19 protein-coding genes are annotated in these 24,947 nt (G+C 33.4%); 6 read left to right on the top strand and 13 right to left on the bottom strand.

Features of this window, described 5'->3' with window-relative positions; all coding sequences use genetic code 11:
* Positions 1–2: 2 nt before the first annotated feature.
* Together Q0910_RS17780 and Q0910_RS17775 are read right to left on the bottom strand one after the other, a co-directional pair.
* On the bottom strand, positions 3–3,071 hold the full coding sequence (locus tag Q0910_RS17780; RefSeq protein WP_299219294.1) for a hypothetical protein: 3,069 nt from the start codon (positions 3,069–3,071) through the stop codon (positions 3–5).
* Between the two features lie 77 nt (positions 3,072–3,148).
* Entirely contained in the window at positions 3,149–3,886 is a 738-nt protein-coding gene (locus Q0910_RS17775) for an outer membrane lipoprotein-sorting protein (protein ID WP_299219292.1), read from the bottom strand.
* Between the two features lie 92 nt (positions 3,887–3,978).
* Between Q0910_RS17775 and Q0910_RS17770 the strand changes: the two genes are divergently transcribed.
* The 6 genes from Q0910_RS17770 (at position 3,979) to Q0910_RS17745 (ending at position 11,369) form a co-directional block, all read left to right on the top strand.
* Positions 3,979–4,869 carry a DUF72 domain-containing protein gene (locus tag Q0910_RS17770; RefSeq protein WP_299219290.1) on the top strand — a complete coding sequence of 297 codons (891 nt, stop codon included), beginning with the start codon at positions 3,979–3,981 and terminating at the stop codon, positions 4,867–4,869.
* Between the two features lie 206 nt (positions 4,870–5,075).
* A complete protein-coding gene (locus Q0910_RS17765) occupies positions 5,076–5,489 on the top strand; it encodes a hypothetical protein (protein ID WP_299219288.1) in 414 nt (137 codons plus the stop codon).
* 87 nt (positions 5,490–5,576) lie between these two features.
* A complete protein-coding gene (locus Q0910_RS17760) occupies positions 5,577–6,686 on the top strand; it encodes a DEAD/DEAH box helicase (protein WP_299219286.1) in 1,110 nt (369 codons plus the stop codon).
* 315 nt (positions 6,687–7,001) lie between these two features.
* On the top strand, positions 7,002–9,482 hold the full coding sequence (locus Q0910_RS17755) for an ATP-dependent Clp protease ATP-binding subunit (protein WP_299219284.1): 2,481 nt from the start codon (positions 7,002–7,004) through the stop codon (positions 9,480–9,482).
* Between the two features lie 64 nt (positions 9,483–9,546).
* Positions 9,547–9,996 (top strand): hypothetical protein, encoded by a 450-nt coding sequence (locus Q0910_RS17750; protein ID WP_299219282.1) that lies wholly within the window; start codon positions 9,547–9,549, stop codon positions 9,994–9,996.
* Between the two features lie 20 nt (positions 9,997–10,016).
* The gene (locus tag Q0910_RS17745; protein ID WP_299219280.1) at positions 10,017–11,369 is read left to right on the top strand and encodes a DUF5458 family protein; all 1,353 of its coding nucleotides are present in this window, start codon (positions 10,017–10,019) and stop codon (positions 11,367–11,369) included.
* A 63-nt stretch (positions 11,370–11,432) separates the two neighbouring features.
* On the opposite strand, the gene Q0910_RS17740 is transcribed toward Q0910_RS17745, so the two are convergent.
* The 11 genes from Q0910_RS17740 to Q0910_RS17690 form a co-directional block, all read right to left on the bottom strand.
* A complete protein-coding gene (locus tag Q0910_RS17740; RefSeq protein ID WP_299219278.1) occupies positions 11,433–11,807 on the bottom strand; it encodes a response regulator in 375 nt (124 codons plus the stop codon).
* Positions 11,804–14,008 carry a PAS domain-containing protein gene (locus Q0910_RS17735; protein WP_299219276.1) on the bottom strand — a complete coding sequence of 735 codons (2,205 nt, stop codon included), beginning with the start codon at positions 14,006–14,008 and terminating at the stop codon, positions 11,804–11,806. Before Q0910_RS17735 ends, Q0910_RS17740 begins: the two co-directional genes overlap by 4 nt.
* 133 nt (positions 14,009–14,141) lie before the next feature.
* The gene (locus Q0910_RS17730) at positions 14,142–14,540 is read right to left on the bottom strand and encodes a hypothetical protein (RefSeq protein WP_299219274.1); all 399 of its coding nucleotides are present in this window, start codon (positions 14,538–14,540) and stop codon (positions 14,142–14,144) included.
* Between the two features lie 60 nt (positions 14,541–14,600).
* Positions 14,601–15,203: a hypothetical protein gene (locus Q0910_RS17725; protein WP_299219272.1), complete on the bottom strand. Its 603-nt coding sequence runs from the start codon at positions 15,201–15,203 to the stop codon at positions 14,601–14,603.
* A gap of 187 nt (positions 15,204–15,390) precedes the next feature.
* Positions 15,391–16,011 carry a hypothetical protein gene (locus Q0910_RS17720; RefSeq protein WP_299219270.1) on the bottom strand — a complete coding sequence of 207 codons (621 nt, stop codon included), beginning with the start codon at positions 16,009–16,011 and terminating at the stop codon, positions 15,391–15,393.
* A 405-nt stretch (positions 16,012–16,416) separates the two neighbouring features.
* A complete protein-coding gene (locus tag Q0910_RS17715) occupies positions 16,417–17,115 on the bottom strand; it encodes a hypothetical protein (RefSeq protein ID WP_299219268.1) in 699 nt (232 codons plus the stop codon).
* Positions 17,116–17,171: 56 nt separating this feature from the next.
* Positions 17,172–17,681, bottom strand: a complete 510-nt coding sequence (locus Q0910_RS17710; protein ID WP_299219266.1) for an Imm26 family immunity protein — start codon at positions 17,679–17,681, stop codon at positions 17,172–17,174.
* Positions 17,681–18,346, bottom strand: coding sequence for an RHS repeat-associated core domain-containing protein (locus Q0910_RS17705; RefSeq protein ID WP_299219264.1), 666 nt, complete (start codon positions 18,344–18,346; stop codon positions 17,681–17,683). Before Q0910_RS17705 ends, Q0910_RS17710 begins: the two co-directional genes overlap by 1 nt.
* Positions 18,347–18,539: 193 nt before the next feature.
* Positions 18,540–19,424: a hypothetical protein gene (locus tag Q0910_RS17700; protein ID WP_299219262.1), complete on the bottom strand. Its 885-nt coding sequence runs from the start codon at positions 19,422–19,424 to the stop codon at positions 18,540–18,542.
* 6 nt (positions 19,425–19,430) lie between these two features.
* Complete coding sequence (locus Q0910_RS17695; protein WP_299219259.1) at positions 19,431–23,579, bottom strand: RHS repeat-associated core domain-containing protein; 4,149 nt, start codon at positions 23,577–23,579, stop codon at positions 19,431–19,433.
* Positions 23,580–23,581: 2 nt separating this feature from the next.
* Positions 23,582–24,943: a hypothetical protein gene (locus Q0910_RS17690; RefSeq protein ID WP_299219257.1), complete on the bottom strand. Its 1,362-nt coding sequence runs from the start codon at positions 24,941–24,943 to the stop codon at positions 23,582–23,584.
* Positions 24,944–24,947 lie beyond the last annotated feature (4 nt).

Below are 24,947 nucleotides of genomic sequence, written 5' to 3'. Positions count from 1 at the left end.
GTTTACTTACTAAGGTATTCTTCTTTTGATTTCATTTTGATAGTTCCCGCATTATTCTTTTCTAAATACTGTTTAAACTTGGCTAATTGCTTTGCTTCTATTTTTTGATATTTAGTTTTTGCTTCGTTTAATCTATTTTCTAATACTTCTTTATTTTCTAGTTGAGATAAAGATGGCTTTTCAAATAAGTTAGCTACATCACTATATAATAAAGCTAATTTCTCTCTTAGTTGTGGTTCTGCTTCTGCTACATAATTATCACCAGTAGTTACAACTAGAGATTCTTTTAGTGAATTCATTTCTGTAATTAGTGCAGAAGCAACTTTTGTTGCTTTTGAATCTTCTTTTTTTACCTTTTCTGCAGTATTAATAGTTTGGTCGATTTTGTATACTAAGTATGCTAAATCTTCCATATCATTATAAAGTTCTTGAGTAGTTTTAAAATGAGATTCTCTTTCAGTATTTGTCACTACCGAATTTGGATCGTTTTGAAGTGTAATAGAGCTTTCATAAGAGTTTTTTCCTTTTTTGAGAACCACTTTGTATGTTCCGGCAGCAGCTCTAGGGGAAGTAAACCCACCAGCTGTATATGACTTGCCAGCCGCAACTTTAGGTGCTTTTGTTCTAAAATCCCATGTGGCTATGTTAATGCCTTTGGATTTGCCAGGTACGAGAGAAGCAATTTCATTTCCATTTATATCCTGAATGGACAAAGTCATTTTTCCAAAAGTGTGTCTCTTTTTTAAGTAATATATAATTTGACCAGAAGAGGAAGGATTATTTCCGACAAATTGAAGCTCAGTGCTTCCTCCTCCAAAACCACCTTCTTCTTTTATTATAGCTGGTTTGGAAGCAAAGAAATGAACATCTTTTTTTAACATTTCCTGATTAATTTGACGTAATGGAGAAATATCATCAATAATGATGATTCCTCTACCATGTGTACCTAATACAAGATCATTTGTCTTTTTCTGTAAATCGATGAAGTGGACAGCGGTTGCTGGCATGTTATTAGTAAAACGCGACCAGTTTTCCCCTCCATCTATCGTTATAAATAGCCCAAATTCTGTACCTAGATATAGTAAGTTCTCATTCTCATAATCTTCTTGGATATTTCGGGAAAACCCAATAATATCATCAGTTACCAGAGATTCCCAAGTTTTTCCAAAATCGGTGGTTTTGTAAACATATGGTTTCATGTCATTCTGTGCGTGACCATCGAAAACTGCATATGCTGTTCCTTTAGAGTGGTTACTTGCTTCTATATGATATACCCATGTGTTTTTAGGAACCCCTTGTATATTTGGTGTTGTATTAGTCCAGGTTTTTCCTCCGTCTTGTGTTATTTGAACATTCCCATCATCTGTTCCTACCCATATTACTTTTTCATCCAAAGGTGATTCTGCAATTGTAAAAATTGTCGTATGTGTTTCTGCGCCCGACTTATCAGTAGAAATACCTCCAGATTCTTTATCTTGTTTTAATGGATCATTAGTGGTAAGGTCTGGAGAAATAATTTTCCAATTATCACCCATGTCTTCACTTACATGAAGAAATTGACTACCCATATAAAATCTATCTGGTTGATGTGAGCTTATGGCCATTGGTGCATTCCAATTAAAACGAAGGTCAGCCTTTCCTTTTACTTGTAAAGGTTTTACGTTTTTGGTATTGTTTTTATCAATATCATATCTCCAAACATTTTGCGCTCCTTGCATTTCGGAGTAAATAATTTTTTTTGTTGGGTGCCTAAGCACTCTAAAACCGTCTCCAACACCTATGCGTTTCCAATCGCGTGCCTCTACACCTCCTGGAGAAGAAGATGGGCCATACCAGGAACCGTTATCTTGTAATCCTCCATAAATATTATATGGTTCCTCATTATCAACGCTAATTTGATAGAATTGTGATAATGGTAGATTATCTACCATGTCCATAGTGGATCCGCCATCCCAACTTCTATAAACACCTCCGTCAGTACCTACATACATTCTATCAGAATTGTTGATATCAAATGTGACATCGTGGATATCTGCGTGCATGTTTCCAAGGTTTTTGAAAGTTTTTCCACCATCTCTAGAGATGGAGCCGAATAAACCTCCCTTAGCCACAATATCTGGGTTTTTAGGATCTACTACGATTCTAGCGAAGTAAAAAGGACGTACGACAAGTCCAAAATCTCCATTAAGTAGTTTCCAATTAGCACCGGCATCATCAGAACGATATAAACCTTTATCCTCTTTGCTTTCTACAACGGCATATACTATTTTTGGATTGGATGGCGCTACGGCTACTGCAAATCTTCCTAAATCTCCTTTAGGAAAACCATTATGAATTTTATTCCAGGTTTTTCCCGCATCAGTGGATTTGTAAAGTGCGCTATTAGGCCCACCAGAATTGAAATTCCAAGCTGTTCTTCTGAATTCCCACATGGCAGCATATAAGGTATTAGGATCATTAGGGTCCATAATTACTTCATTGGCGCCGGTTCTTTGATTAATGTATAAGATTTTTTCCCAAGTTTTTCCTCCATCGGTTGTTTTATAGACTCCTCGATCTTCACTATCACCCCATAAAGCACCTATAACGCCTACATAAATTTCATTAGAATTCTTTGGGTTTATCTGAATACTGCTGATTCGTTCAGAATTCTCGAATCCCATTTTTTTCCAATTAGCTCCACCATCGGTAGTTCTGTATAATCCATCTCCAATAGAAACACTATTTCTTGTCCAGATTTCTCCAGTTCCTACCCAAACAGTATTATCCGGATCATTTGGGTCAATAGACACAACACCTATGGATTGTGCATGATCATCAAATATGGGAGCAAAGCTAGCTCCTCCATTAGTAGATTTCCATACTCCACCACCAGCAGTACCTACATATATAATTCTACTATTCGTTGGATGATTTTCTAAATCAATAACACGGCCACTCATTAGTGCTGGCCCTATGTGTCTTGCTTCTAGCTTTCCAAAAAGTTCCTTACCTTTTAGTACAATATCCTGAGCTTGTATCCCTAATGAAAATATAAGACTAAGCCCAGAGATTAAAAGTTTTTTATTCATAATTTATTCGATTGATTAGTAATTTATGTGAAAAAAAATCCCCAACGAATTGGGGATTTTGATTATATATTGATAGTTTATTTCTTTTCTGGGAAAGCAAATTTAGCACTGTCAACTTCTGGATTGAGTTTAATTTCTTTGAAGTTCATAGTTCGAAACTCACTTCCTATTGTAAACGGAAAATAAACTCCATTTACTTCTTGATAGTCGCTAATAGAAGATTTTATGGTTTGTCCTTTCATCGGACCTTGGTTCATTTGCGTTTCTACAATGATTGGAACGAAGTTTTCTGTATCAAAATAGTAATGAACAATGTTAGGTTGAGATTGACCATCTACTATAATTGGATCTTTGGTCATTTTCACCTTAAAAGTTTCAGTCCCATCAACAGTTTCTTTTCCAACCAATTCGATACTATATCCTTTTTCTTTGTAATTTAAAAATGGATCGGGAAAATCTTTAGTCTGCTTTTTCATATTTTCTGTAGCTTCACTATCACTTTTCTCAGCTTCCATTGTCATTTGGTTTCTCTGCCAAGAGGTTTCGCCATCAAACGCAGACCATATCATACGGTTTCCTTGCAGTTCTATAGTAACTAATTGCTTACCGTCTTTTGTAGATACCTGTTCAAAAGGAATTTCCATACCTTGCATTTTCATAACCCCAACCATTTCTACGCTTTCTAGTTTTTCCCAGTTTTCTTTTCCTCCGGTATTTTCCAGATAATTAGCTATAATTTCATCAGCTGTTTGAGCGTTTGCCGGAGCCAGAATTGCTATAATTAAACCTACTATTAATGATTTTAAAGTATTCATTGTTAATTTTTTTTATTGTTGTTACTGTAAAGTTAGTCATTCGAATCTTATTTTTGTTACACTATTTATGGTAATCTTTTTAAATGAAAGTTATGAAATTTGGCAAAGTAGAACACCCTGAAAACATAAATTTTGTATTACCGAAAGATCATGACGATACTTTAAAGGTTTTACAAAAAGAAAGTAAAAAGAATTTGTCTGTATATGTAGGATGTGCTAAATGGAATAAACAGGATTTAAAAGGTTTTTATCCAAGAGGCACAAAGGATGAGTTATATTATTATTCCAGACAGTTTAATTCTATAGAATTGAATGCTACTTTTTATAGAATCTTTTCGGAGGATCAATTTAAGAAATGGTATGAGAAAACACCAGAAGGGTTTAAGTTTTTTCCTAAACTGGTTCAGAATATATCACACCTTAAAAGATTGAACGAAGATGTACAACCTTATGTAGATCAATACCTGTCGAGTGCTATCCATTTAAAAGAAAAATTAGGGACCATTTTTTTACAAATGCACAGTAATTTTACTCCTAAATATTTCGATAGAGTTGTAAATTTTGTAGAGAAATGGCCTAAAGAATTACGTTTGTCAATAGAATTTAGACATACAGATTGGTTTAATGACGAGACGATTGCTAATGAGTTATATGATTTATTAGAAAATAATAATGTAGCAAATATCATTACGGATTCTGCAGGTAGAAGAGATTTATTGCATATGAGGCTTACTAATAAAGAAGCTTTTATAAGATATGTAGGTGCTAATCATGAAACAGATTATACGAGATTAGACGAATGGGTAAGTCGATTAAAATTCTGGAAAGAACAGGGTATTGAGGATATTCATTTTTTTGTACATCAGAATATTGAACAAGAATCTCCGCTATTGTCTAAATATTTTATTGAATTGCTGAATAAGGAATTAGGAACAAGTCTTAATTTACCCAACCATTCATCCGATGGTGCAACCTTATTTTAGTTAGGTTTTTACTTGAAATAAAAATTAATATTTCGTTTTGTAGCTATAATCAGTCGTAAATAGTGTTAAAGTTTTAAAATATATTGCACTTAAACCTATTTATGTGTATTTTGCCGATGATTTTAAATAATACGGCTTAAATTTCCGAAGATTTATTTAAAAACAGGCTTACTTTGAATTTGTATTAACAAGCCAAAAAAATACATATGACTAAACAACTACACCCCACTTTATTATTAGTTTTTTTATTAGTATCCCCTTTATTAAAAGCTCAGAAAGAAGATGTTAAGGAAGTTAAAGCCCTGTTTGATAATCAAGTAACAATTTTAGATATATCAACAAATTTTGAAATGGACGGTTTTAATAAAAAGAACGTTTTTTCTTACATTTCAAATTTTGAATTAGACTCTCACGATTCCCATAACCATTCTGAACATACTCCGGAACAAATCTGTCATATACATTCTGAGAGTATTTCACTTATTGATATCATTTCGTCTGACGAAGGATCTGACTTTAATTGTTCAGGAGGTTTCTGTATGGATAAGTCTCACTTTCATAAAAGAGGACTAACCTTAAAAAAACAATTATTTGATTATTTCATGAAAATATCATGTTAATACCCTTATATTTTCTATGATGTATTTACCTATTTAGTTGGGCAATGAATATATTCATCTATTTTTGTACCCTAAAACAAAATAAGGATGAAATTTTCAGAATTAGGTGTTCCTAAAGATCTAAATAAAGGTCTAAAAGAAATGGGGATTACGATCCCTACCAAAATTCAAGAACAAACATTACCTGTTCTGATCAATAATCAAATAGATTTTATTGGTAAAGCTCAGACAGGTACAGGGAAAACAGCAGCTTTTGGTATTCCTTTATTAACAGCTATTGATCCTACAAAGAAAGAAGTTCAAGCCTTAGTTTTGGCTCCCACTAGAGAACTGGGACAACAAATTGCGAAACAACTTTTTAAGTTCACTAAGTATACCGATAAAATTTTTACAGAATCTGTTTACGGTGGAGAAAAGATCGAAATACAACTTTCGAGGTTAAAAAGACCTACTCACATAATTGTAGCAACTCCAGGCAGACTTATTGATCTAATGGAAAGAAAAGCAGTAGATATCTCTAAGATCAAGACTATTGTGATGGATGAAGCTGATGAGATGTTGAGTATGGGGTTTAAAAAAGATCTCACCACAATTTTAAGCAAAACTAAAGGTCGAAGAAATGTTTGGCTGTTTTCTGCTACTATACCATCTGCTCTCAATGAAATTATTAATTCTTATGTAGATAAAAATGCTGTACGAGTGTCTGTAGATAAAAACGATGCAGTTAATAAGGGGATTGAACATCAATTCGTTGTTGGTGAAGAAGCAAATAAATTAGATACATTAACTTATTTTCTTAAATCTCAAAAAAATCAAAGAGGTATCATTTTTACTAAAACTAAAGCTGCAGCACGCAAATTGTCTAAGCAGCTTATTGCAAAAAATCATGATGTAGGTTTACTAGAGGGTGATATGACTCAAAAAGACAGAGATAAGGTGATGCGTGCCTTCAAAAAAGGTTCTCTCGGGTTATTAGTTTCTACGGATGTAGCCGCAAGAGGGATTGACGTAGCCGATTTAGCATTTGTAGTTCATTATCAATTACCAGATCAAATAGAGTATTATACGCATCGAAGTGGTAGAACCGCAAGAGCTGGAAAAACTGGGTTATCATTAGCATTAATAGTTAAGCAAGAATTAAAAGTGATTAGAGATCTGGAAAAACAACTCGGAATTAGATTTTCTCAGATTCGATAGGGTAGACGGATTAATTATTTTTTGATGTTTTGTAACGACAATTAATGTTGTCGGGTTTTCAGATTTCATCAGAAATAAAATAAATCATATACATTTTATTTAAAACTACCTGAAAACAGGGGGTGGTGTTTTACCTAAAAACGAGGTAAATGGATTAGAAAAAATGATATACTTTTGATTTCGGAAAGTATATTTTATGCAACAATTAGATGAAAACCTAGGGGATATCGAAAAAAATCAAGTTTTATTTCGAGCTGACCTATATTTTTTTGCTAATTATTAGGTTATTTATTTACTTTACGAAAAACCAACTTCATGCAAATATTAGACTATACATTATCACCAAAAGTGAATAATGCTATTCATATAGCACAATCTATTGCTAAAGAGTATTATAATGATCAGTATAATGCTGCTCATTTATTAAAGGCTCTTTTGCATAAAGATGTAGGATTAAAGGACTTTTTTAACCAAATTGATGGGGACATCTATTATTATGAAGAATGGTCTGAAGTAAGAATAGAGGCTTTGCCTCGGGTAGTTAATATTCCGGATGCAATTCAAGGAGATAAGTCTGTTGAAGCAGTATTTAATGAAGCGGATACGTTAAAACTTAAATTAGGAGAAGATGAAATTACACCAAAAGCTGTACTAATAGCTCTATGTACACCAGGAGTTGGGTTTTCTTACGAACAGCTTAAAACACTACCTCTTAAAGCTGACGAGGTTTTAATTGCCGCTACACAAGGCAAAACAGTGACTGGAAAAACTGGTGCTACTAAGAGTGGAACAACAGGTGTTACAGGGCAGAAAAGTGATGCTGGAATTTTGGATGAATATTGTTTTGATAAAACTTTTGCTGCTAAAAACAAACAGTTAGATGATGTTTTTGGTAGAGATGGAGAAATAAAGATGATCACTGAGATATTAGGAAGGCATTCTAAACCGAATGTTCTGATTACTGGAGAACCAGGTGTCGGAAAAACGGTTCTGTTGGATGGTTTTTCTGAAGCTGTAGTTAATGGTAATGTACCAGAATCATTAAAAGATGCTCAGATCTACGAATTAGATTTTATAAACCTTGTTTCAGGTGCAAGTTATAAAAGTGAAGTAGAAGATCGGTTTAAAAAGATTTTAGTAGCATTAAAAGAGTTTGATAAACCCGTTTTGCTAATCGATGAAATAAATAATCTTACTGATAAAAATAGTGGTAATCAAGGATTAGTAAATATTTTAAAATCTGAGCTAGCGAAAGGAGAAGTAACTTTTATAGCTACTGCTACCAATGATGCATATCGCAAACACGTAGAAACTGATGAAGGACTTACAAGAAGATTCGAGATTGTTTCTTTAGATGAACCTTCAGAAGAAGATACGCTTACAATGATTTCTAATACTATTGATAAATATAAAAATCATCATAGCCTAGATGTCATTGATGAAACAATTGCAGAGGCAATAAGACTTTCTAAACGTTTTAATAAAGATAGAAGTCTCCCTGATGCAGCTATTGACTTACTAGATAGGACTATGTCCGCTTCTAGATATATGATAGAAACAACGGCTAATAATGTTGAAGCATTATTAAAAGAAGTAAAAGAAATAGGAGAAAAGGAGTCGGAAGAATCAGAAAAAGTTAGTTCAGTAAGTTGGATATATAATAATCTTAAAAGTAAATTCAGTTATCTTTTGTTTACTGAACTTAGTGAAGAAGAAATGGTTTTGGGGTCAGAAACATTTGATAATTACAAAACCAAATTAGTAACAATTTTAGATCACTTTTTTAAGAAAGCTTCTGAAGAGAAAATCTTCATTGATAAAAATGATGTTTCTGCTACTATTGCTAATAAGACAGGGATTCCAGTAGGAAAACTTCAGGCTGATGAAAAGGAAAGATTATTGAATATGGAAGATCATCTTAAAAAGAGAGTGATTGGACAGGATCATGCGATTAAGACAATTTCTGAAGCAGTATTAGAATCTAGATCAGGTTTAAGTAAACCAGGTTTGCCTACAGGGTCTTTCTTTTTTACGGGGCCAACTGGTACTGGTAAAACAGAGTTAGCAAAATCTTTAGCTGAGTTCTTGTTTCAGACCGAAGATGCCATTATTAGGTTTGATATGTCAGAGTTTAAAGAAGAACATTCTGCGGCTCTGTTATATGGAGCACCCCCTGGATATGTTGGTTATGAAGAAGGAGGTTTATTGGTTAATAAAATAAGACAAAAGCCATATTCAATTGTGCTTTTTGATGAGATAGAAAAAGCACATCCTTCGGTGTTTGATATTTTTCTTCAGATTTTAGATGAAGGAAAACTAAACGATAGGCTAGGAAAAACAGGAGATTTCTCAAATGCTGTAATTTTATTTACTTCCAATATCGGTAGTGAACATGTTGTAAAATCATTTGCAGATGGTGAAATACCAAAGTCCTCGGATCTTTTGGAACTCATGGGGAGACATTTTAGACCAGAGTTTTTAGGTAGATTAACAGAGATTGTTCCGTTTGCACCGATTACAAAGGACAATGTTATAAAGATTTTTAATATTCAATTAAAAGATTTACACAAAGCATTAAACAAGCAAGAGGTAACTTTAGAGTTGACCGAAGGAGCTCAGGAATATCTTGCGTATAAGGGATTTACCCCCAAATATGGAGCAAGACCTTTACGTGGAGTTATTAGAACTGATCTAAGAGGACCGTTGTCTAAAATGCTGATTACCGGAAAGATAGGTAAGGGTAGCAAGGTAAGTCTTGATGTAAAAGATGAAAAAATGCAGTGGTCGTACGAATAAAGACCGTATCCTGCGATAAAATTAGTATATTTATAATTCACAATCATTATTAAGATAAGAAAGTATGAGCAATAACACATATGGATTAGGAGGAACAGAGGTTAAAACCGATGCTAGTGAAGCTATATTGGAAATCGGACAAAATAAAACACTTCTTGTTCAGAAATTAACACAGGATCAACCTATTAAACCACAGATAGTAAACGGTTTGACATCTATTGATCACGTATTTGAAAATTATAAGCCTGAAGTAGAAGTGGAATTCGAAGATGCTGATGGAGTAGAGAGTAAAGAAACATTGAAATTTAGCCATTTAGGTAATTTTGGAAAAAAGGGAATTATTAATCAGAGTAAGTTTTTAAATGATCTAGATACAGAAAAAGATCAGTATCTTAAAGTGGTAAAACAACTTAAATCAAATAAGATTTTAAAAACTGCTTTGGCAGACCCAGATGCTAAACAGGCATTAATAAGATCCATTGAATCATTATTAGCAGAATTACAACAAGGTTAAAAGATAAAGACATAAAGTACATGGCAGCAGGAAAACAAGCTCAAGAGAGTATTAAAATAGAGAATCCAGCAAAGGAGTTAAAAATAAATGAAGAAAAATTAGCCAAATATGGTGGTTTTGATCTTTTAGAAGCGTGTATAGATGACGTTCAGAACATGAATCCTGATCGTAAAGCACGTAAAAAGATTTTTCTTACAGAATCAACTAAAAAATTAGAAAGAGCTAAACTTCAAAAGACACTAGAGATTTGGAGAGATGTTTTATCATCTTCTGATGACATTTCGGAAATGGTTGAAGAATCTGAAAAGCGTTCAGAAATCGCTGGTAAATCTTTAGAAAAAAACTTAGGAGCTGCACTGGAGCAAACCAGAGAATTGGAGCAGTCTTATAGATCAGTGGCATTATTCTTTAAGAATACGGAGTCTCAAAAAGTTAAGAATATTAATATTATGAATGCTGAACTTGAGCAATTAAAGGATCTGGATAATACTAGATTCATTGATGCTGTTCAAGAAGAACTGGTACAAGGGTATGATCGTCTGGATTTAAGAGATAATTACGGTATTTTAGTAATACCAGGATACCTTGGTTCTAACAAAGTAGTAGAAAAATGGGCTAAAATAGCTCATGAAAATAAAGTAATGATGATTACTGATTTTGAACATCTTGATGAGCCGGATGATGTTATGGAGATGTTTGAAGCTGCTAATCTTACAGGAGGTGATAAATATAGATCCAATGTTATGATGGCTTGTAACTGGTTAGTAGGAAGAGGAAAACATGATGAAGTTGGAGAAGAAGATGATCTTTTTGTACCACCATCAAGTGCATTGGCTGGACAGGTGTATAGAACATTAATGTCTCAGGTTGCTGCTGGTAAGAAACATGGTGGAATTAACGAAGTTGATGGAGTTCGATTTGATCTAAAGAAAAGTGAAATCGCTCAGCTGGAAAAACTTGGATTAGTACCAATGGTTAATGAGTATGGAAAAGTTATGGCTTTTTCTGCGAAGACACTATTTAATGGAGATAACCTGGGATTACAAACGTATTCTGTAGTTAGGGTATTTGATTATGTTACCAAAGTACTTATGGACTTCCTGAATAGAAGAGCATTTGAGAACTTTAATGCTAGAACTCGTAAAGAACTGATGGGACAAATTGTTAAGTTTCTGGATGAAATTACTGGTCCGGATCAATTAATTGAAGATTTTTCTATTAAACGTTTTGAGCAAGATCCAAATCAAAAGGATAGAGTATATCTTGATATACACATGAAACCTTATTTCCCGGCAAAAAACTTTATGATTAAGATGGATGGTCAAAAAGGAGATGATGGAACCGACTGGGATTCTGATTATGAACAACAGTAAGTAGTATAAGTAAATAATATTTATATAGTAAAGCGAGTGTTTATTTATTAACGCTCGCTTTTTTTAATTCATTCGTGATGCTACATTAGAAATAGCAGATAATAGTTTCTCGAAATTGACTGGCTTCGAAAAGTATTTATCAAATCCGATTTTAATAAATTTCTGAGCATCACCTGGCATTGCGTATGCCGTTACAGCATATATAGGTATGTTTTTTAACATGTCTAGTTTCTTAAGACGTTTTAATAATTCACACCCATCCATTTGGTTTAATCCAAGATTAATATCTACCAAAATTAAATCAAGAGATGATTCTTTAACTATTTTTAAAGCGGTTGGACCATTTTCTGCAATCATAAAATTAGACACTTTTTTAGATAGCATCTTATTCATGACCATGGCGTTTATCTTATTATCTTCTACGTAAAGTATATTCATATGTTTTTTGGAATTGTAATGATAAACTTTGTTCCTTTTTCCAATTTACTAATAACTTTAATTTTTCCTCCAAGGATTTCAATATATCTTTTAGATAGGCTTAAACCGATTCCGGTACCTTCATATTTGCGACTCAGTCCAATACTTTCTTGTATAAAAGGATCAAATATTTTCTTTAGATTATCTTTTCCAATTCCGATTCCTGAATCCTTTATAGAAATGCGAATGCTATTTTTCTTTGCTTTTACGTTAACAACCACTTTACCTTTGTTGGTATACTTAATAGCATTATGAATAATATTGTTTATTGCTGTATGAAAAATGTCTACATCAATAATAGCAGAAGGACACCTTTCATCCAGTTCTAAAATGTATTCTAAATTTTTGGAATTTGCAAAATGACGATATTCTCGATATGAAGTCTCTACCGTGTAATTAATATCTGCTTCTAAGTAATTGAGATTTTTTTGGATAGTTTCTATTTCACTATAGTGTGACAGGTTATTAATAGTGGTAAGAAGTCTTTCTTTGCTTTCGTCTAGATAAGTTGCTAATTTTTTACGGTCACTGGGATTCTCTTCTCCAAGTAATAATAGATTACTAATCGTAATAATTCCATTTAAAGGAGTTCTTATCTCGTGACTAAAATTGGATAGTATATTAGATTTTAAACTGCTTAATTCTTGCTCTTTTATATGTGCCTCTTTTATGGCAAGTTCTGCTGATTTTTGTTCAGTAATATCATGAAAACTAACTAAAACAGAATTAATATTATTTTCTTGATCTTTAATAGGGGTATATTTTGATTCTAACCATTGTATAGAACCTTTATGTGTAATTCTCTCAATTTCTTTTTTAACTGTTTGGCCTTTTAAAGCTTCATTAAATTCATGGGCAAAGGTGTTTCTGAAATTGACAGGCATTACGTCTATAAAGCGAGATAGAGTAACAGTAGGATCTACACTAAAATCTCTTTTTATTATATTTATTGAGTTCTCATCTGCCATTAGGATTTCTCCGGCTGTATTTAGCAATACAGTATATGCGAAACCATTATTCACCATTGCTAATAATCGGCTTTGATTTTCAGCAATGGTTCGTTCGTTTAATTTTTTCTGATGTATATCAATGAGATTACCAATCATACGGATTGTTTCTCCTTTTTCGTTCTTTTTTCTATACCCGTGCACTTCATAATGACGATATCCTCCATCAAGATGCTTAAGGCGGTAGTAGTTAAAATAATGATACCCAACTTTTTTAAGGTTTTCGTGATGTCTTTTTATAGCTTTATCTAAATCATCAGGATGTATCATTGTCCTGAAAGTTTCTTCAGGTACAAAGTCTTTATTAAGGGGTAATCCTAGCATTTTCCTAAAATCTAAACTATAAAAAACCATGTTTGTTTCTATTAAATGGTCGAATAGTCCAGATCGAATACCTTTCAGTGCTAATTTTTTAGTTTCCTCGTTATATTTTAGTTGTTCTATATAGCTTTGTTGATCGGTAATATCCGAAAAACTTCCGTTTACGAAAATGACTTTGCCATCGTGAAGAACTGGTTCACCTATCACACGAACCCATTTTTCTCTTCCTTTTTTAGTAATTAAGCGATCTACATAATCATATGATATTCCTGAGTCAGTGAGATTATCCCAGTAATTTTTTATACGTTCTCTGGATTCTTCAGGATAATAAAGCAATGCCTGTTCGATTGTGATGTGAGTACCTGACTCCAGATCATGGAGACGATAACACTCTTTAGAGAAGTATAGTTTGTCATTGATTGGGTCAAAATGCCAAGCTCCGGTTTTGGTTAATCTAGATAAGGTCTTTAGGAAATTGTGTTCCTCATTTTCTTCAGTAACATCTATTCCTGAAGCATAGATTTTGTTGTTGTGATAGACAAGATCAAATTTTAAATATAAAATTGCGTCAGAAACTAAGGTGGCGAATCCAAAGGTTTTACTAAGTTGTTCATTATTTTTAGAAAGTTGAGAAATGGCCTCTTTAAATTCTGATTCATCTTCATCAAGTAAAAATGTATATATCGATTTTCCAATGATCTTGTCAGTTGGTAATGAGAAAAGTATTTCACATCGTTTATTGACTCTACAGATGTTTCCTTTATCATCCAATATGATAAGAAATAGCAAAGTTTTCTCTGTAAGGAATTCAAATTCGTCTGCTGTAAATGCCATAAATCTAGTAGGTAATTCTATTCTTAAAGTTACAAAAATGATTTATATAAAGAAATGCTGATTTCTAGTATAAAAAATATGGGCCACTTCTTTAGTTGATAAGGAATTATTTCAACAAATTTGAGCTATGGCTTTATTTTTTTGATCTGTTTATGAATCTATACAGCAAGATGATAATACCAAATCCAATAAGGAGATACAAACCATATGACTGCCAAAAAGAAGTACTTTTGGTAGTAAGTAGGAGAGGAGTTTCTTTGTTATATAGTATTTTGATTCTATCACCTTCCTTGTCCAGAGCTCCTATAAAAGGAATGTGCATTAGTTTTACCGTACTGGTAAGACTATCACCCTCTAGTGTTTTGTAATTTACAGTAGCAGTTGCAGAAGATCTACGTGATCTGACTTTAAAATTAATTTCTTTAATAACTGCTTCTGTTTCTATATATCCCGAAGTATCATCCTGTGCAATCACACAAAATGAGAAACAAAGAAATAGAATGGATAGGTGAAAGTTTTTAAGATGTTTCATTGTTGGTTAATTAGAAATCTAATATACTACATCGATATTAGAATTGGAAATGATACTTTGTTAATCAAAATATGCCCTCATACTTCCTCCATACTTTTCATCTAAATTTTGTTTACTATCAAAATATATAGGAAAGTCTTCATAGGAGATATAATTAAAAGAATCATGTTTCCTGATTAAATTATAAACTGTTTTTTTAATTTCATTGGCCACTCCATTTTTCTTTAATTTCTGTACATCGTTCTCGGTTTCTAAAAATAAAATAAGGCAATAATTATAGGTTATAAATTGAAATAAATTCGTTTCTGGAAATTTATCTCTAATGATATGTTCTCCTTTTTCTTTATGGATTGTTTTACTTAAATAAATGCTCTTAAAAGAATCTGAAAAATTATCATACACTACAAATAGAGATTTTGTGTCATATTTATTTTGAAGATTTAGTTCATTAACTAGTGAAATGAACTTTTTTAGTATGGATTTTTTTTGGCTTTGATTTTCTGTGAAACCATTTTTGTTAAGCAAAACTTTTTGATCTTCTGGATGCTCAAAGATTACAGTTAACCTTGGTGACCTTCCTCTGTATTCAATAGGTGTTTCATATACGATGTTAAGCGGAGTTGTTTGATAAGTAGCTGTAATCCATTGTATTAATTTTTGCATTATTAATAATGGAATACTTTTACCTTGTTTTGTGTTGTATGCTTGGAGATAAGGTTTACTGTTAGAGGAAAGCATCGTTATTAAATTTAACTCTAAAAATAATACTTTTCTGTTTCATCTACTTGGATAGCGTTTCTTAGATTAAAGGAAATGGTTTAGAAAGCTTATTTAGTATTCTAATAGAGTTCTACCAATTAGCCTCCATTTTTTCTAGAATTTCGGGCTTAGTTTTTTCGGAATCTGAAGCATTTTCTTTAAACCATTTTATTGCAGCATCTTTATTTTCTGCTAATAAATACATGGTGGCTATTCTTATTGATTCTCTAAAATCTAGATGTTTGTGATAATCATTTAACCATTCATCTTTATTCTCAATTCCTTTAACTAAACTTTCTATATCTGGATATTTGGAAAAAAGATTAAAGGCACCCTTTTCAATATTTTCTATAATTTCATTTGCAACAGAATCGATTTGGGAAGCACTATAAATAGGAATTGAAAGATAACCACTTTCTTCTTGTTTGTAGTGGCTAATAGATCCAGAAATTATTGGATAAGAGTTTAAAAAATCTTGAATGATTTTTTTGTCCAAAGAATTCACTTCTTTATAATAGATACCCGATGTAACACCAATATATGTTTGGTCTGTGTGAGGAGCTCTTCCTTTTCTGGAAGAAAAAGAAATTACTTCTTCCCTTTTATGAAGTTTTTCTTTTTTGATAAAATCATTTTTACCTCTTTTTGTGTATCCTTTATCTATCAGAAAAGAGCCTACTTTATCTTTTACGGCTTCTAAAAGTTCGTTCATATTTAATTACACCTTATTACTGTTACTTTATCGATCTTTTTAATTCTTGCATCACTGGCCTTTTTACCAGTGGGAACAATTTTATGATCTCCACTATTTACTTTTGCATCGAAAGTTTTTTGAGCTTTGCCATATGATGCCGTTTGCGAATTTTTGACTTCAACACCAATTACTTCTCCAGTATCAACATCCTTTACTACAATATTATAGCGCCTTCTGTTACCTTGGCTGCAGGTTTCTTTAGTGATAATACGGGTAGTTTCTATTAATCTATTTTACCTAAAAAGGCAATATAAAAAAGCCACAACTAACAAGCTGTGACTTTTTAAGTTTTACCATTTCCAAGCCAGAAGACTTTGCAAAACGAAGATTCATTCGATCTGATGTTTGATCTAATTAAAGTTTTTATCTAAAATAAGTATCTAGTATCTTCTCCTTATTTTCTTTACCACCTCCGCCTGACATAATTTCAATAGCAATCTTGTAATCCTCTGGAATTTCTCTATTAAAAATTATATCCTTCAGTGGGTCTACATTTTTATCGTATTTGTAACATAAATATAGACGCTCGTTCATTAATGGATACACACCTAAACCTATTAATTCATGTTCGTTAATGACATCATTATTATTAAGAGGAATATTTTCTACCAATACAGAGTCAACAACTCCACTTATATGGGCTCTTACGGGTTGAGAAGGTGTAGGAGACCATTCTAAATCCATTTCTACTAAGCTTCCTCCGACTTCTTCTCCAAGAGTGTAAAACTCTTTTTCATTTTCTTTACCTTCCCATACTTTTACTTTTCTATGCCCAGATTTATTCTTAATCCAAATCTTAGAATCTTCTCTTTCTAAATCAGGAATAGCATCTTTTATTACAGAGACATTACTATGTTTTAAAAAACTTTTTGTGGTAATAGATTTTGTAAAAAGCGTTTCAAAAATACTAACGTCTATTTTGCCCCAGTTTTCATCTTCTCTAAAAGCTTTATAAAATCGTAGATATGGGCTTTTTAGCATTTGTGCTAACACAAATATACCTTTACGTGTTTCTATACTTATTACTTTACCTTCTTTCCAAGGTGTTGTTCGTTTTGCCATAAATCGAAATAGGCCTTTATTCTAAAGACTTGAAAATTGGAAATTAAGTATGTTGTTTAATTAGCTACTTCTCCAAATAGTTCTTTTATTATACGTTTTTCTAGATGAGAAGCTCTCCAAACTATCCATTTTTCGTACTTTCCTGCTTCAATTTCCGAAATACTTCCTACGGTTGTTCCTCCTTTCCATAAACTCAAATCATCATATGTTCCAGCTACTAATGTTATTTCTGAATATTTGGAATTTTTTTCCTTATCGTAATTTTCTTGTATGTGAATTTTTTTCCATCGTTTTTTAGCAATTCCTAAACCAGAAGTCGATATTGGAGAAAATAATCGATTAGATTTCAAAATATCAGACAAAGTTTCATCGAGTGTTCCCACATGGTCGAAGACTTCTATCAATATCCCACCACCTTTAAAATCTTCAATCACCCTGCAAAAAACAAACTCTTTACCTTTGTCTTCAAATTTATTTCTGGAAAAACTCTTAGTGTCTTTTTCAGTTGACAAGAATAAGGGGATAGCGTATATTTCTCCGCTAGTTACATTGGCTGATTTATTCATTATTTACATTTAACTTTAGGTTTTCCTTTTGCTTTATCGTATTCAGCTTTAAACTTTTTACCTCTGGCATCTGTTCGAGTTTTATCAAACGAATTTACTTTATTTCCTCTTTGCTTAGCAGTTAAACCATCTTCGGTAAGATCTTGGCCTATTTTTCCCGTTTTTGTTTTATGTTTTTCGATCAGATGTTGCTCTTTTCCTCTGGCTTCGGCATAAGTCATATCGGTATTTGAATCCAGTAATTGCATTGTATCAGTATCCCCCATTCTCCCTGAATCAATATGTTGTCCTTCACGGACATCAGTATTATTAGAAATACCAACATAATAAGGTTCTTTTGCTCCTTCTTCATATAAACCATATACAGAAAACCCTTTTTGATCTAAAGGAGTTAATCCCATTGGATCAACCAATAGGTTAACATCTTTCGTATATGCATACAAGTTATCACCACCACTAAGTTTTATAGGGTCTTGACTAATATATACCCCTTCATCGGGAGAATAATATCTAAATCGATTATAATACAAACCAGTTTCTATATCTTCATACTGACCTGGATATCTAAATGGACAATCATTCAATGAACCTTTTACAAGTTTACGTACTTTTCCGTAAATATCATACTCCACCTGCCAGGTTTTTTCGCCTTTAGAATTATACATTTCAGGCCTACCCGCCGTCTGGCACGTTCACTAAAACAGTCCACAGGACTGTTTATTTACGTTCCGTCATCCAGATAGTCCGTAATGATAGAGTAGGAGTCGTCTTCTGTAATTTTGGCCGCAGGGTCCTAAAATAGAGAAGCGTACATCTAACTATAATGAAGTTATAAATTTCAGAGGGTTTATTATTTCATTAAGCGTTCTGAATTTTTAATACATCGTACTCTTTTTTTGAGAAAATTTCTTTTCCAATTTCTTGAAAGGGGTTTTTGCAGTTCAAAACAGAAAGACTTTTTAATTTTTGGATAGAAAGAATTTTATCAATATTAATTACTTCTTTAATATTAAGAATGTCTATTTCAATAAGATTTGGTAATTCTAATAACCAATCGCAATCAAAAGGAACAGATATATTATTAATTCTAATGTATTTTAAATCTTTTAGAAGAACGATGTTTTGAATTGGAAATTTTTTGCCTTTGCAGGCAAATAATTCTAAGCCTTCAATATTATGATTTGCAAAAGGAGAAAATACATCAAAACTTTTAGCTTGTGAAAATCCTAGATGTTTTAAAGTGTTAATTTGTGCTAATTCCGTTAATTTTGTATCTTTTTTTTCAGCTTTTAAATCAAGGTTAATCCATTCAAGATTTGGAGTGTTTTTAAAGTTTATTTCAAATGGTTTTATTAACTCAGGTATTTTCAAATATTCCAAATTGTCCAGTTTTTTATCCCATTTATATACATCTTTTTGATATAAGGTGTTCATTAGAACAATAGCCTTAATATTATCAGGCATTTTCAGTGAATCTAACCAATCTATAGGTAAACTTATTACTTTGAGATTATGCATATGAATTACATAATCTGGTATATTGTTTAATTCTTCTAATTCATGCTCATAAACTAAAAAACCTATTGATTCTATTTTTGAGTAATCTTCTTTCTGAGGAGGGTTATTAAAATTTCTATAAATAACTCCATTTTCTTCTCGTTCATCATCTTCCAAAGAAAAAGACCATTTGTTTTGTCGATGTTTTAAAAATTCACTCTTTAATCTGTTATAAAGTGTTTGCATATATTATTAGTTACATTTAATTCGCTTTCCTTTAGAAGCTCCTTTGTCTTTTACGATACCTTTATTTCTAGCATTTTTCTTGGCAGCCTCAGGGTTATTAGAATTTGTCATCTCAAAACCTTCGTTTTCAAGTCTTACTTTTTCTTGTTGTTCATAATGCCTCAAGATTCTATTCTGATCTTTCCATTCATCCGCATCTCCTAAATCTACCGGTGTAAATTCAACTTTTGTATCCGGATGATTAAGTAAATCTTGAGCTTTAGTATGTGAAGTATCTGACATCCTACTATTAGCATCTAAAGCAGAACCTACATACGCCTGATTTGTAGTTGGATTAGATAGGGAATAAATTCCAGAAGAATTAGGAACAGTCGACGGCGCTTTTGTTAAACCAAATACATCAACCCAACTATTTACATCCTGGACATATGAGTAAAGGGCTGCACCACCAGAAAGTCCAATAGGATCCTGCGATATATAAATTCCTTCATCAGGCGTATAATATCTAAATCGATTATAACACAGTCCAGTTTCTACATCTTCATACTGTCCCTGGTATCTAAACGGACAATCTTCCAAAGAACCTTTAGCTAACTTACGTACTTTTCCGTAAATATCATATTCTACTGCCCAGGTTTTTTCTCCTTTAGAATTATACATTTCTACCGGTGTACCGAGATAGTTTGTAATGATAGAGTAGGAGTCGTCTTCTGTGATCTTAGCCGCAGGTTTAAACGTACCTTCATCAAATACCCAAGTGATTAAATTCTCTATAGGTTCTGGTTTGCTCTCTTTTAATATACCGAACTCATCTACTACCAATTCTGGTCGTTGATTGAGATCGTATTTCCATTCATGGAGTGGGACGTTACCATCCCAGACCCATCGGGTGATTGATCCCCTCTGTCCGCTATTGGCGGACATCTCCCCTTGCGAAGGGGAGAAGCTTTTACCGTGACTTATCTTGGCAGTACGACGACCAAGTGCGTCGTATTCAAATTCAGTAGTGCAATTTTTTGGATCAGTAACTGATCGTAGCATTCCGTTGCCGTACCAAGAATATTCAAATGTGCCAGTGGCACTGATTTTTGTGATTAGATTTCCTTCGGCATCGTATTTAAACTTATTACCATCGGCTTCTAATAATTGTCCTCCTGTTCCATATTTTCGATCTCCCTTGCCTTCGGTTCTGTATAAATTACCTACTTCATCAGGCAGCTTGTAGTCAAACTGCTTATTCTCATAACGCGCTCCTGCTAAATTATTAAACTCGTCATAGTTATATGCAACGGTACCATTCGTTAATTGATCTACCATTTTGGTCAATCGATCATTTACATTCCAGGTGTAGGTACGATGGCGCATTTCTCTGCTGCCCGCTGTTACTTTATGTTGTGTGGGCCTACCTGCATGATCATATTCGATATGATTAGTGATCCCACCAGGAAGTATTCTTTCCACTTCCATACCAAGACTGTTATGGGAGAATTGAGCGTTCCAACTCCTTGATCCGACCTTGTCTGATATCTCCCCTTCGGAAGTGGGGAAGCTATTTGCTGTTACCTCCTGTATAAGCCCAAGTTTATTTCTAGTAAGTGCGATATTAGCTCCAAGACTACTAGTGATATTGGTTCGATTACTTAGATTATCATACTCGCTTTCTACCAGATGACCATCTTGATTTTCTGCAATAATTCGACCTGCTGTATCTCTGATAAGTTGTACGCGACTGTTTTCATTAACGGCTTCGATCAGATTTCCATTAAGATCATAACTATAGGTTTCCCAAGTGCCATCGCTATGTTCTGCTCTAGTAATTCTTCCGTTTAGATCATATTCATATTCCGTGAATTTATCGTCAGGACGATTTACTTTTAATACTTTTCCTGCGCGATCCCGATCATACTTTCTGGTGAGTCCATCAAAACCAATTTCTCGAATGATTTCCCCTTTTTCATTTCTGGAGAAGCGATAAAACTCATTATGTTCGTTAGTAATCGTATTTAGTTGCTCCTCTGTATCGTATTTAAAGTAGACTTTTCTACTATTCTCTTCGCGCATTTTAAGGTTTCCTAACGGAGTATAATCAAAATTAACTTCACGTTTCTTTTGATCCACAGTCTGGATGACCTCATCATATGCATTATATTTTAGCTTAATGATATTGGCATCGGCTTGGCGTATTTGATAAATACGATCTAGTTCATCATAAAAGAATTGCTGTTGATGATCTTCTGAGTTTCTGGTATGTAGACATCTTCCCCAAGGATCATATTCCCAACTAGATTTCGCTCCATTAGGTAATGTAAGTTTATGCAGATTATGATCTTCATCATAATCCAGTAGTGTTCTGTTTCCTGCATTGTCTCTTACTTCACTTATAAGTCCTTGGTCATTATATTCAAAAGAGGTAACACCTCCGTCTAATCCAATAACAGCGTGTAGACGATCATTATCAAAAGTTTTCACTACGGAACCTCCTGATGGGTCTTTGGTAAGGACAAGTCTATCCTTTTCGTCATAAACAAAACCAATAACAGAACCATCTGGTTGGTGTAAGCCAGTTAAATTTCCACGTTCATCGTAACTGTATCCTGTAATATTTCCTTCTTCATCAATATCACGATAAGGTTCCATATAAGGAGTATATTCGTGGAATATAGTGTCACCCATAGGGTCTGTGACCTGAGTACATAGGTTTAGATTATTAAAGTAATAGATGCTTTCTTGATCCAATGAATTGGTTACTAAATTATACCCTTTGTTATATTCAATTGTTCCAGAAAGAATCCCTTGATCTCCCCAAGTCTCAATACATTTAGCACCAGTAGTTTTCCCATCATACTTCCAGTAGAAAGCTTGTCCGTTACGATCTGTTTTTTTGATCATCAGGTGGTTTTCGTACTCCATTACTGTTTCCTGGTCTAATGCATCAATGATCTTAATAAGATCACCATCTTCATTATAGGCATATCTTACTAAGGTTCTAGTTTCCTCTTGATGTGTGGCTGTAACTTTGGTAACTCTATTTTCTTCATCTAACTCTAAGTCAATTTTTCTTCCTGCGGTATCTACGATTTGTTCCAATTGATATACAGCATTATAGATGAATTGAATTATAAAACCTTCAGGGTTTCTTAGGCTAGTTGGTTTATATAGTGTATCTGTGTATTTAGTATATGTATAAGTTTCCCGAGATTGATGATCTACAACTTCATAGGTAGTTCCATCAATACAGGTAAGCGTTAGTTTTTCTGTTCTATTATACGACGATTCATTCTCAGCCACTAGTAAAGGAAAAGAAGTTATCCTTCCGTCGGGCAATCGCATCACTATAGCGTCTTCATCATAATCGATATGTAGCGCAAGATCATAGTTACAATGCATTCCGTGTCCCATCATCCCTTCATATCCAGAATCTGAGTACCAATTACGTTCCCAACGTATAGGTATTTGTCCTGCAATGCTAAAGTCTTCTCCTTCATAAACCATGCGACCCGTAATCAGATCTACAGGTTCAAATCCCATTTTACACATCTTTTTACTAAGGCCTTCCGTAGCAGGGAATTTTTTTAATACTTTATGATTTAGTTTTGTTAGTCCTTTTCCAGCACCTTTCATCAATGCCCCAAAACCATAAGACATTACTAGTGCCATAAGCATTCCTAATAAATCAGGAGCATAAGGGCCACCTACATTTACTGGTTTTCCCATAGGTAAGGGAACACTCATAGATGAAGGTAGATATAAGCTTGGTATAGGCTTCATTTTTTTACCAGGAGTTAATGATAAAGGCATTCCAATATCATTACAGGTCATGGTCATATATCCGGCAGGAGTAAAGTATGCATCCTCTGCACTTACTTTTGTACTTCCAAAAAAGTTCATAGAATCATGCCCTATCATAGGAGCCATAGCAAAAGGTCCACCCATAGGAATATGAATCACAGTGCCAATCATACCAGCAGTGCCACTATTTCCTTTGGGAACACAGTTTACATTTACCGTAGAACCAATTATGGGAACATAATCCATAGGATCCACTACCATACCGATATATGGATGAGGAATTGGTACAGGAACTCCAGGAGGAATGATCACAATATGTATATCAATTCCGATAACAGGGGTAAAATGTTTACTTGCTAATAACATATCTAGAACCAGTTTAAAATTGAAAGACTCTTTTTTTCCATTTCTTTACGATGTGCTTCTACGTTTTTTCGCCATTCTTCTCCTTCAATTTCTTTCATAAAGATGTCTATAGCTTCACATTCGTATATATCTCTATTATTTTCAGCGATATTGTAATAATCTGCAGCGATATACGCCATACAGGTTGATTTTATCATTTCTGGTGCTAGTGAAACACCATATTGATATCCTTTAGTAACAATATCTATATATCTTTTTTTGTCTCTTTTCTTTATTACATTATATCCTAACCACCACGCAGTTAATGCTTGTGGTCCGAAACCGTATTCAATTGAAATATCTGCTTGTTTGCAAAATAGATCTGCAGCTGTGTCTTTTTGTTTTTGTAATTGTTTGCAACTGGCTTGATATCCATAATTCTGTACAATAATAGGTTTACAGGTTTCATCTCCTCCAGATAATCCTTGTTTGGCAATAGCCAGCCCTTTTTGCAGTAGTTCTTCTATAGTTCGGTGTTCTTTAAAACTAAAAAGCATCCCAGCATAAATTACGTGTGCTGTGGCAAAGGCAGATTTGCTACCAGATTTCTGAGTAACTGTTAATCCTTTTTTTCCCCAAGTATGAAGTCTTTGTAAATTCTTTTTGGTTACACTTTTAGACATTTCGATCATACATTGTCTAAATTGTACTTCAGGATCATTAGGATCTCCTGCAGAAGCTATTTTGTTAATAGCTCCTTGTAGATCTAAAGGAACAGCAAGTGAGGTCGATACATCACTGTGTTTTTTTATAAGCTGATCAAAGTATCGTTCTTCTACATAATCGAAAAACATAAGTCGTACTTTATCGGGGAGCCCTAACTGTATAAGTGTATCAATCCACTTTCCGTACTCTTTAGTTTCTTCAACAGAATAGGGATACAGAGATAATGCTAACGGAAGTTGAGGATTCGGCATCGCTTTCTGAAACGTACTGAGCATTTCTAATAACAATACATCGCAATCGGTGTTTTCATTTTCAAGTTTTGTTTCGAATTCTAAAACATCCCAATCAAATTTCAGATTTCTTGCATCTAAATCTTGTTGTAGTTTTTCGTCTTTTTTGAACGTATCAATCCAATCTTGAATTAATTTTCTACTATGTGTTTCTTTATTTTCGAAAGCAGTAAGTAGTACTATCGGAACATCTGGCAACCCTCCGTTAGGAGTAGATTCTAAACGTAAGAAGCCTTCATACAATCTGGCTTGATCAGGTTTTATTAACCATCGAACCAATTTGATATGATCATGTGGGCTTACTTCATCAATCCATTTTTGCTGAATTGTAGTAATTAATTGCGCTATGGGATTATGTTCGTTATTCATTGTG

This window comes from uncultured Aquimarina sp., assembly GCF_947495315.1.
GTDB lineage: Bacteria > Bacteroidota > Bacteroidia > Flavobacteriales > Flavobacteriaceae > Aquimarina.
This window is presented reverse-complemented; position numbering and strand designations above follow the sequence as displayed.

Coding starts and splice junctions, on each gene's coding strand:
- Q0910_RS17780 (WP_299219294.1), bottom strand. CDS start 3,071: ATGAATAAAAAACTTTTAATCTCTGGGCTTAGTCTTATATTTTCATTA.
- Q0910_RS17775 (WP_299219292.1), bottom strand. CDS start 3,886: ATGAATACTTTAAAATCATTAATAGTAGGTTTAATTATAGCAATTCTG.
- Q0910_RS17770 (WP_299219290.1), top strand. CDS start 3,979: ATGAAATTTGGCAAAGTAGAACACCCTGAAAACATAAATTTTGTATTA.
- Q0910_RS17765 (WP_299219288.1), top strand. CDS start 5,076: ATGACTAAACAACTACACCCCACTTTATTATTAGTTTTTTTATTAGTA.
- Q0910_RS17760 (WP_299219286.1), top strand. CDS start 5,577: ATGAAATTTTCAGAATTAGGTGTTCCTAAAGATCTAAATAAAGGTCTA.
- Q0910_RS17755 (WP_299219284.1), top strand. CDS start 7,002: ATGCAAATATTAGACTATACATTATCACCAAAAGTGAATAATGCTATT.
- Q0910_RS17750 (WP_299219282.1), top strand. CDS start 9,547: ATGAGCAATAACACATATGGATTAGGAGGAACAGAGGTTAAAACCGAT.
- Q0910_RS17745 (WP_299219280.1), top strand. CDS start 10,017: ATGGCAGCAGGAAAACAAGCTCAAGAGAGTATTAAAATAGAGAATCCA.
- Q0910_RS17740 (WP_299219278.1), bottom strand. CDS start 11,807: ATGAATATACTTTACGTAGAAGATAATAAGATAAACGCCATGGTCATG.
- Q0910_RS17735 (WP_299219276.1), bottom strand. CDS start 14,008: ATGGCATTTACAGCAGACGAATTTGAATTCCTTACAGAGAAAACTTTG.
- Q0910_RS17730 (WP_299219274.1), bottom strand. CDS start 14,540: ATGAAACATCTTAAAAACTTTCACCTATCCATTCTATTTCTTTGTTTC.
- Q0910_RS17725 (WP_299219272.1), bottom strand. CDS start 15,203: ATGCAAAAATTAATACAATGGATTACAGCTACTTATCAAACAACTCCG.
- Q0910_RS17720 (WP_299219270.1), bottom strand. CDS start 16,011: ATGAACGAACTTTTAGAAGCCGTAAAAGATAAAGTAGGCTCTTTTCTG.
- Q0910_RS17715 (WP_299219268.1), bottom strand. CDS start 17,115: ATGGCAAAACGAACAACACCTTGGAAAGAAGGTAAAGTAATAAGTATA.
- Q0910_RS17710 (WP_299219266.1), bottom strand. CDS start 17,681: ATGAATAAATCAGCCAATGTAACTAGCGGAGAAATATACGCTATCCCC.
- Q0910_RS17705 (WP_299219264.1), bottom strand. CDS start 18,346: ATGTATAATTCTAAAGGCGAAAAAACCTGGCAGGTGGAGTATGATATT.
- Q0910_RS17700 (WP_299219262.1), bottom strand. CDS start 19,424: ATGCAAACACTTTATAACAGATTAAAGAGTGAATTTTTAAAACATCGA.
- Q0910_RS17695 (WP_299219259.1), bottom strand. CDS start 23,579: ATGTTATTAGCAAGTAAACATTTTACCCCTGTTATCGGAATTGATATA.
- Q0910_RS17690 (WP_299219257.1), bottom strand. CDS start 24,943: ATGAATAACGAACATAATCCCATAGCGCAATTAATTACTACAATTCAG.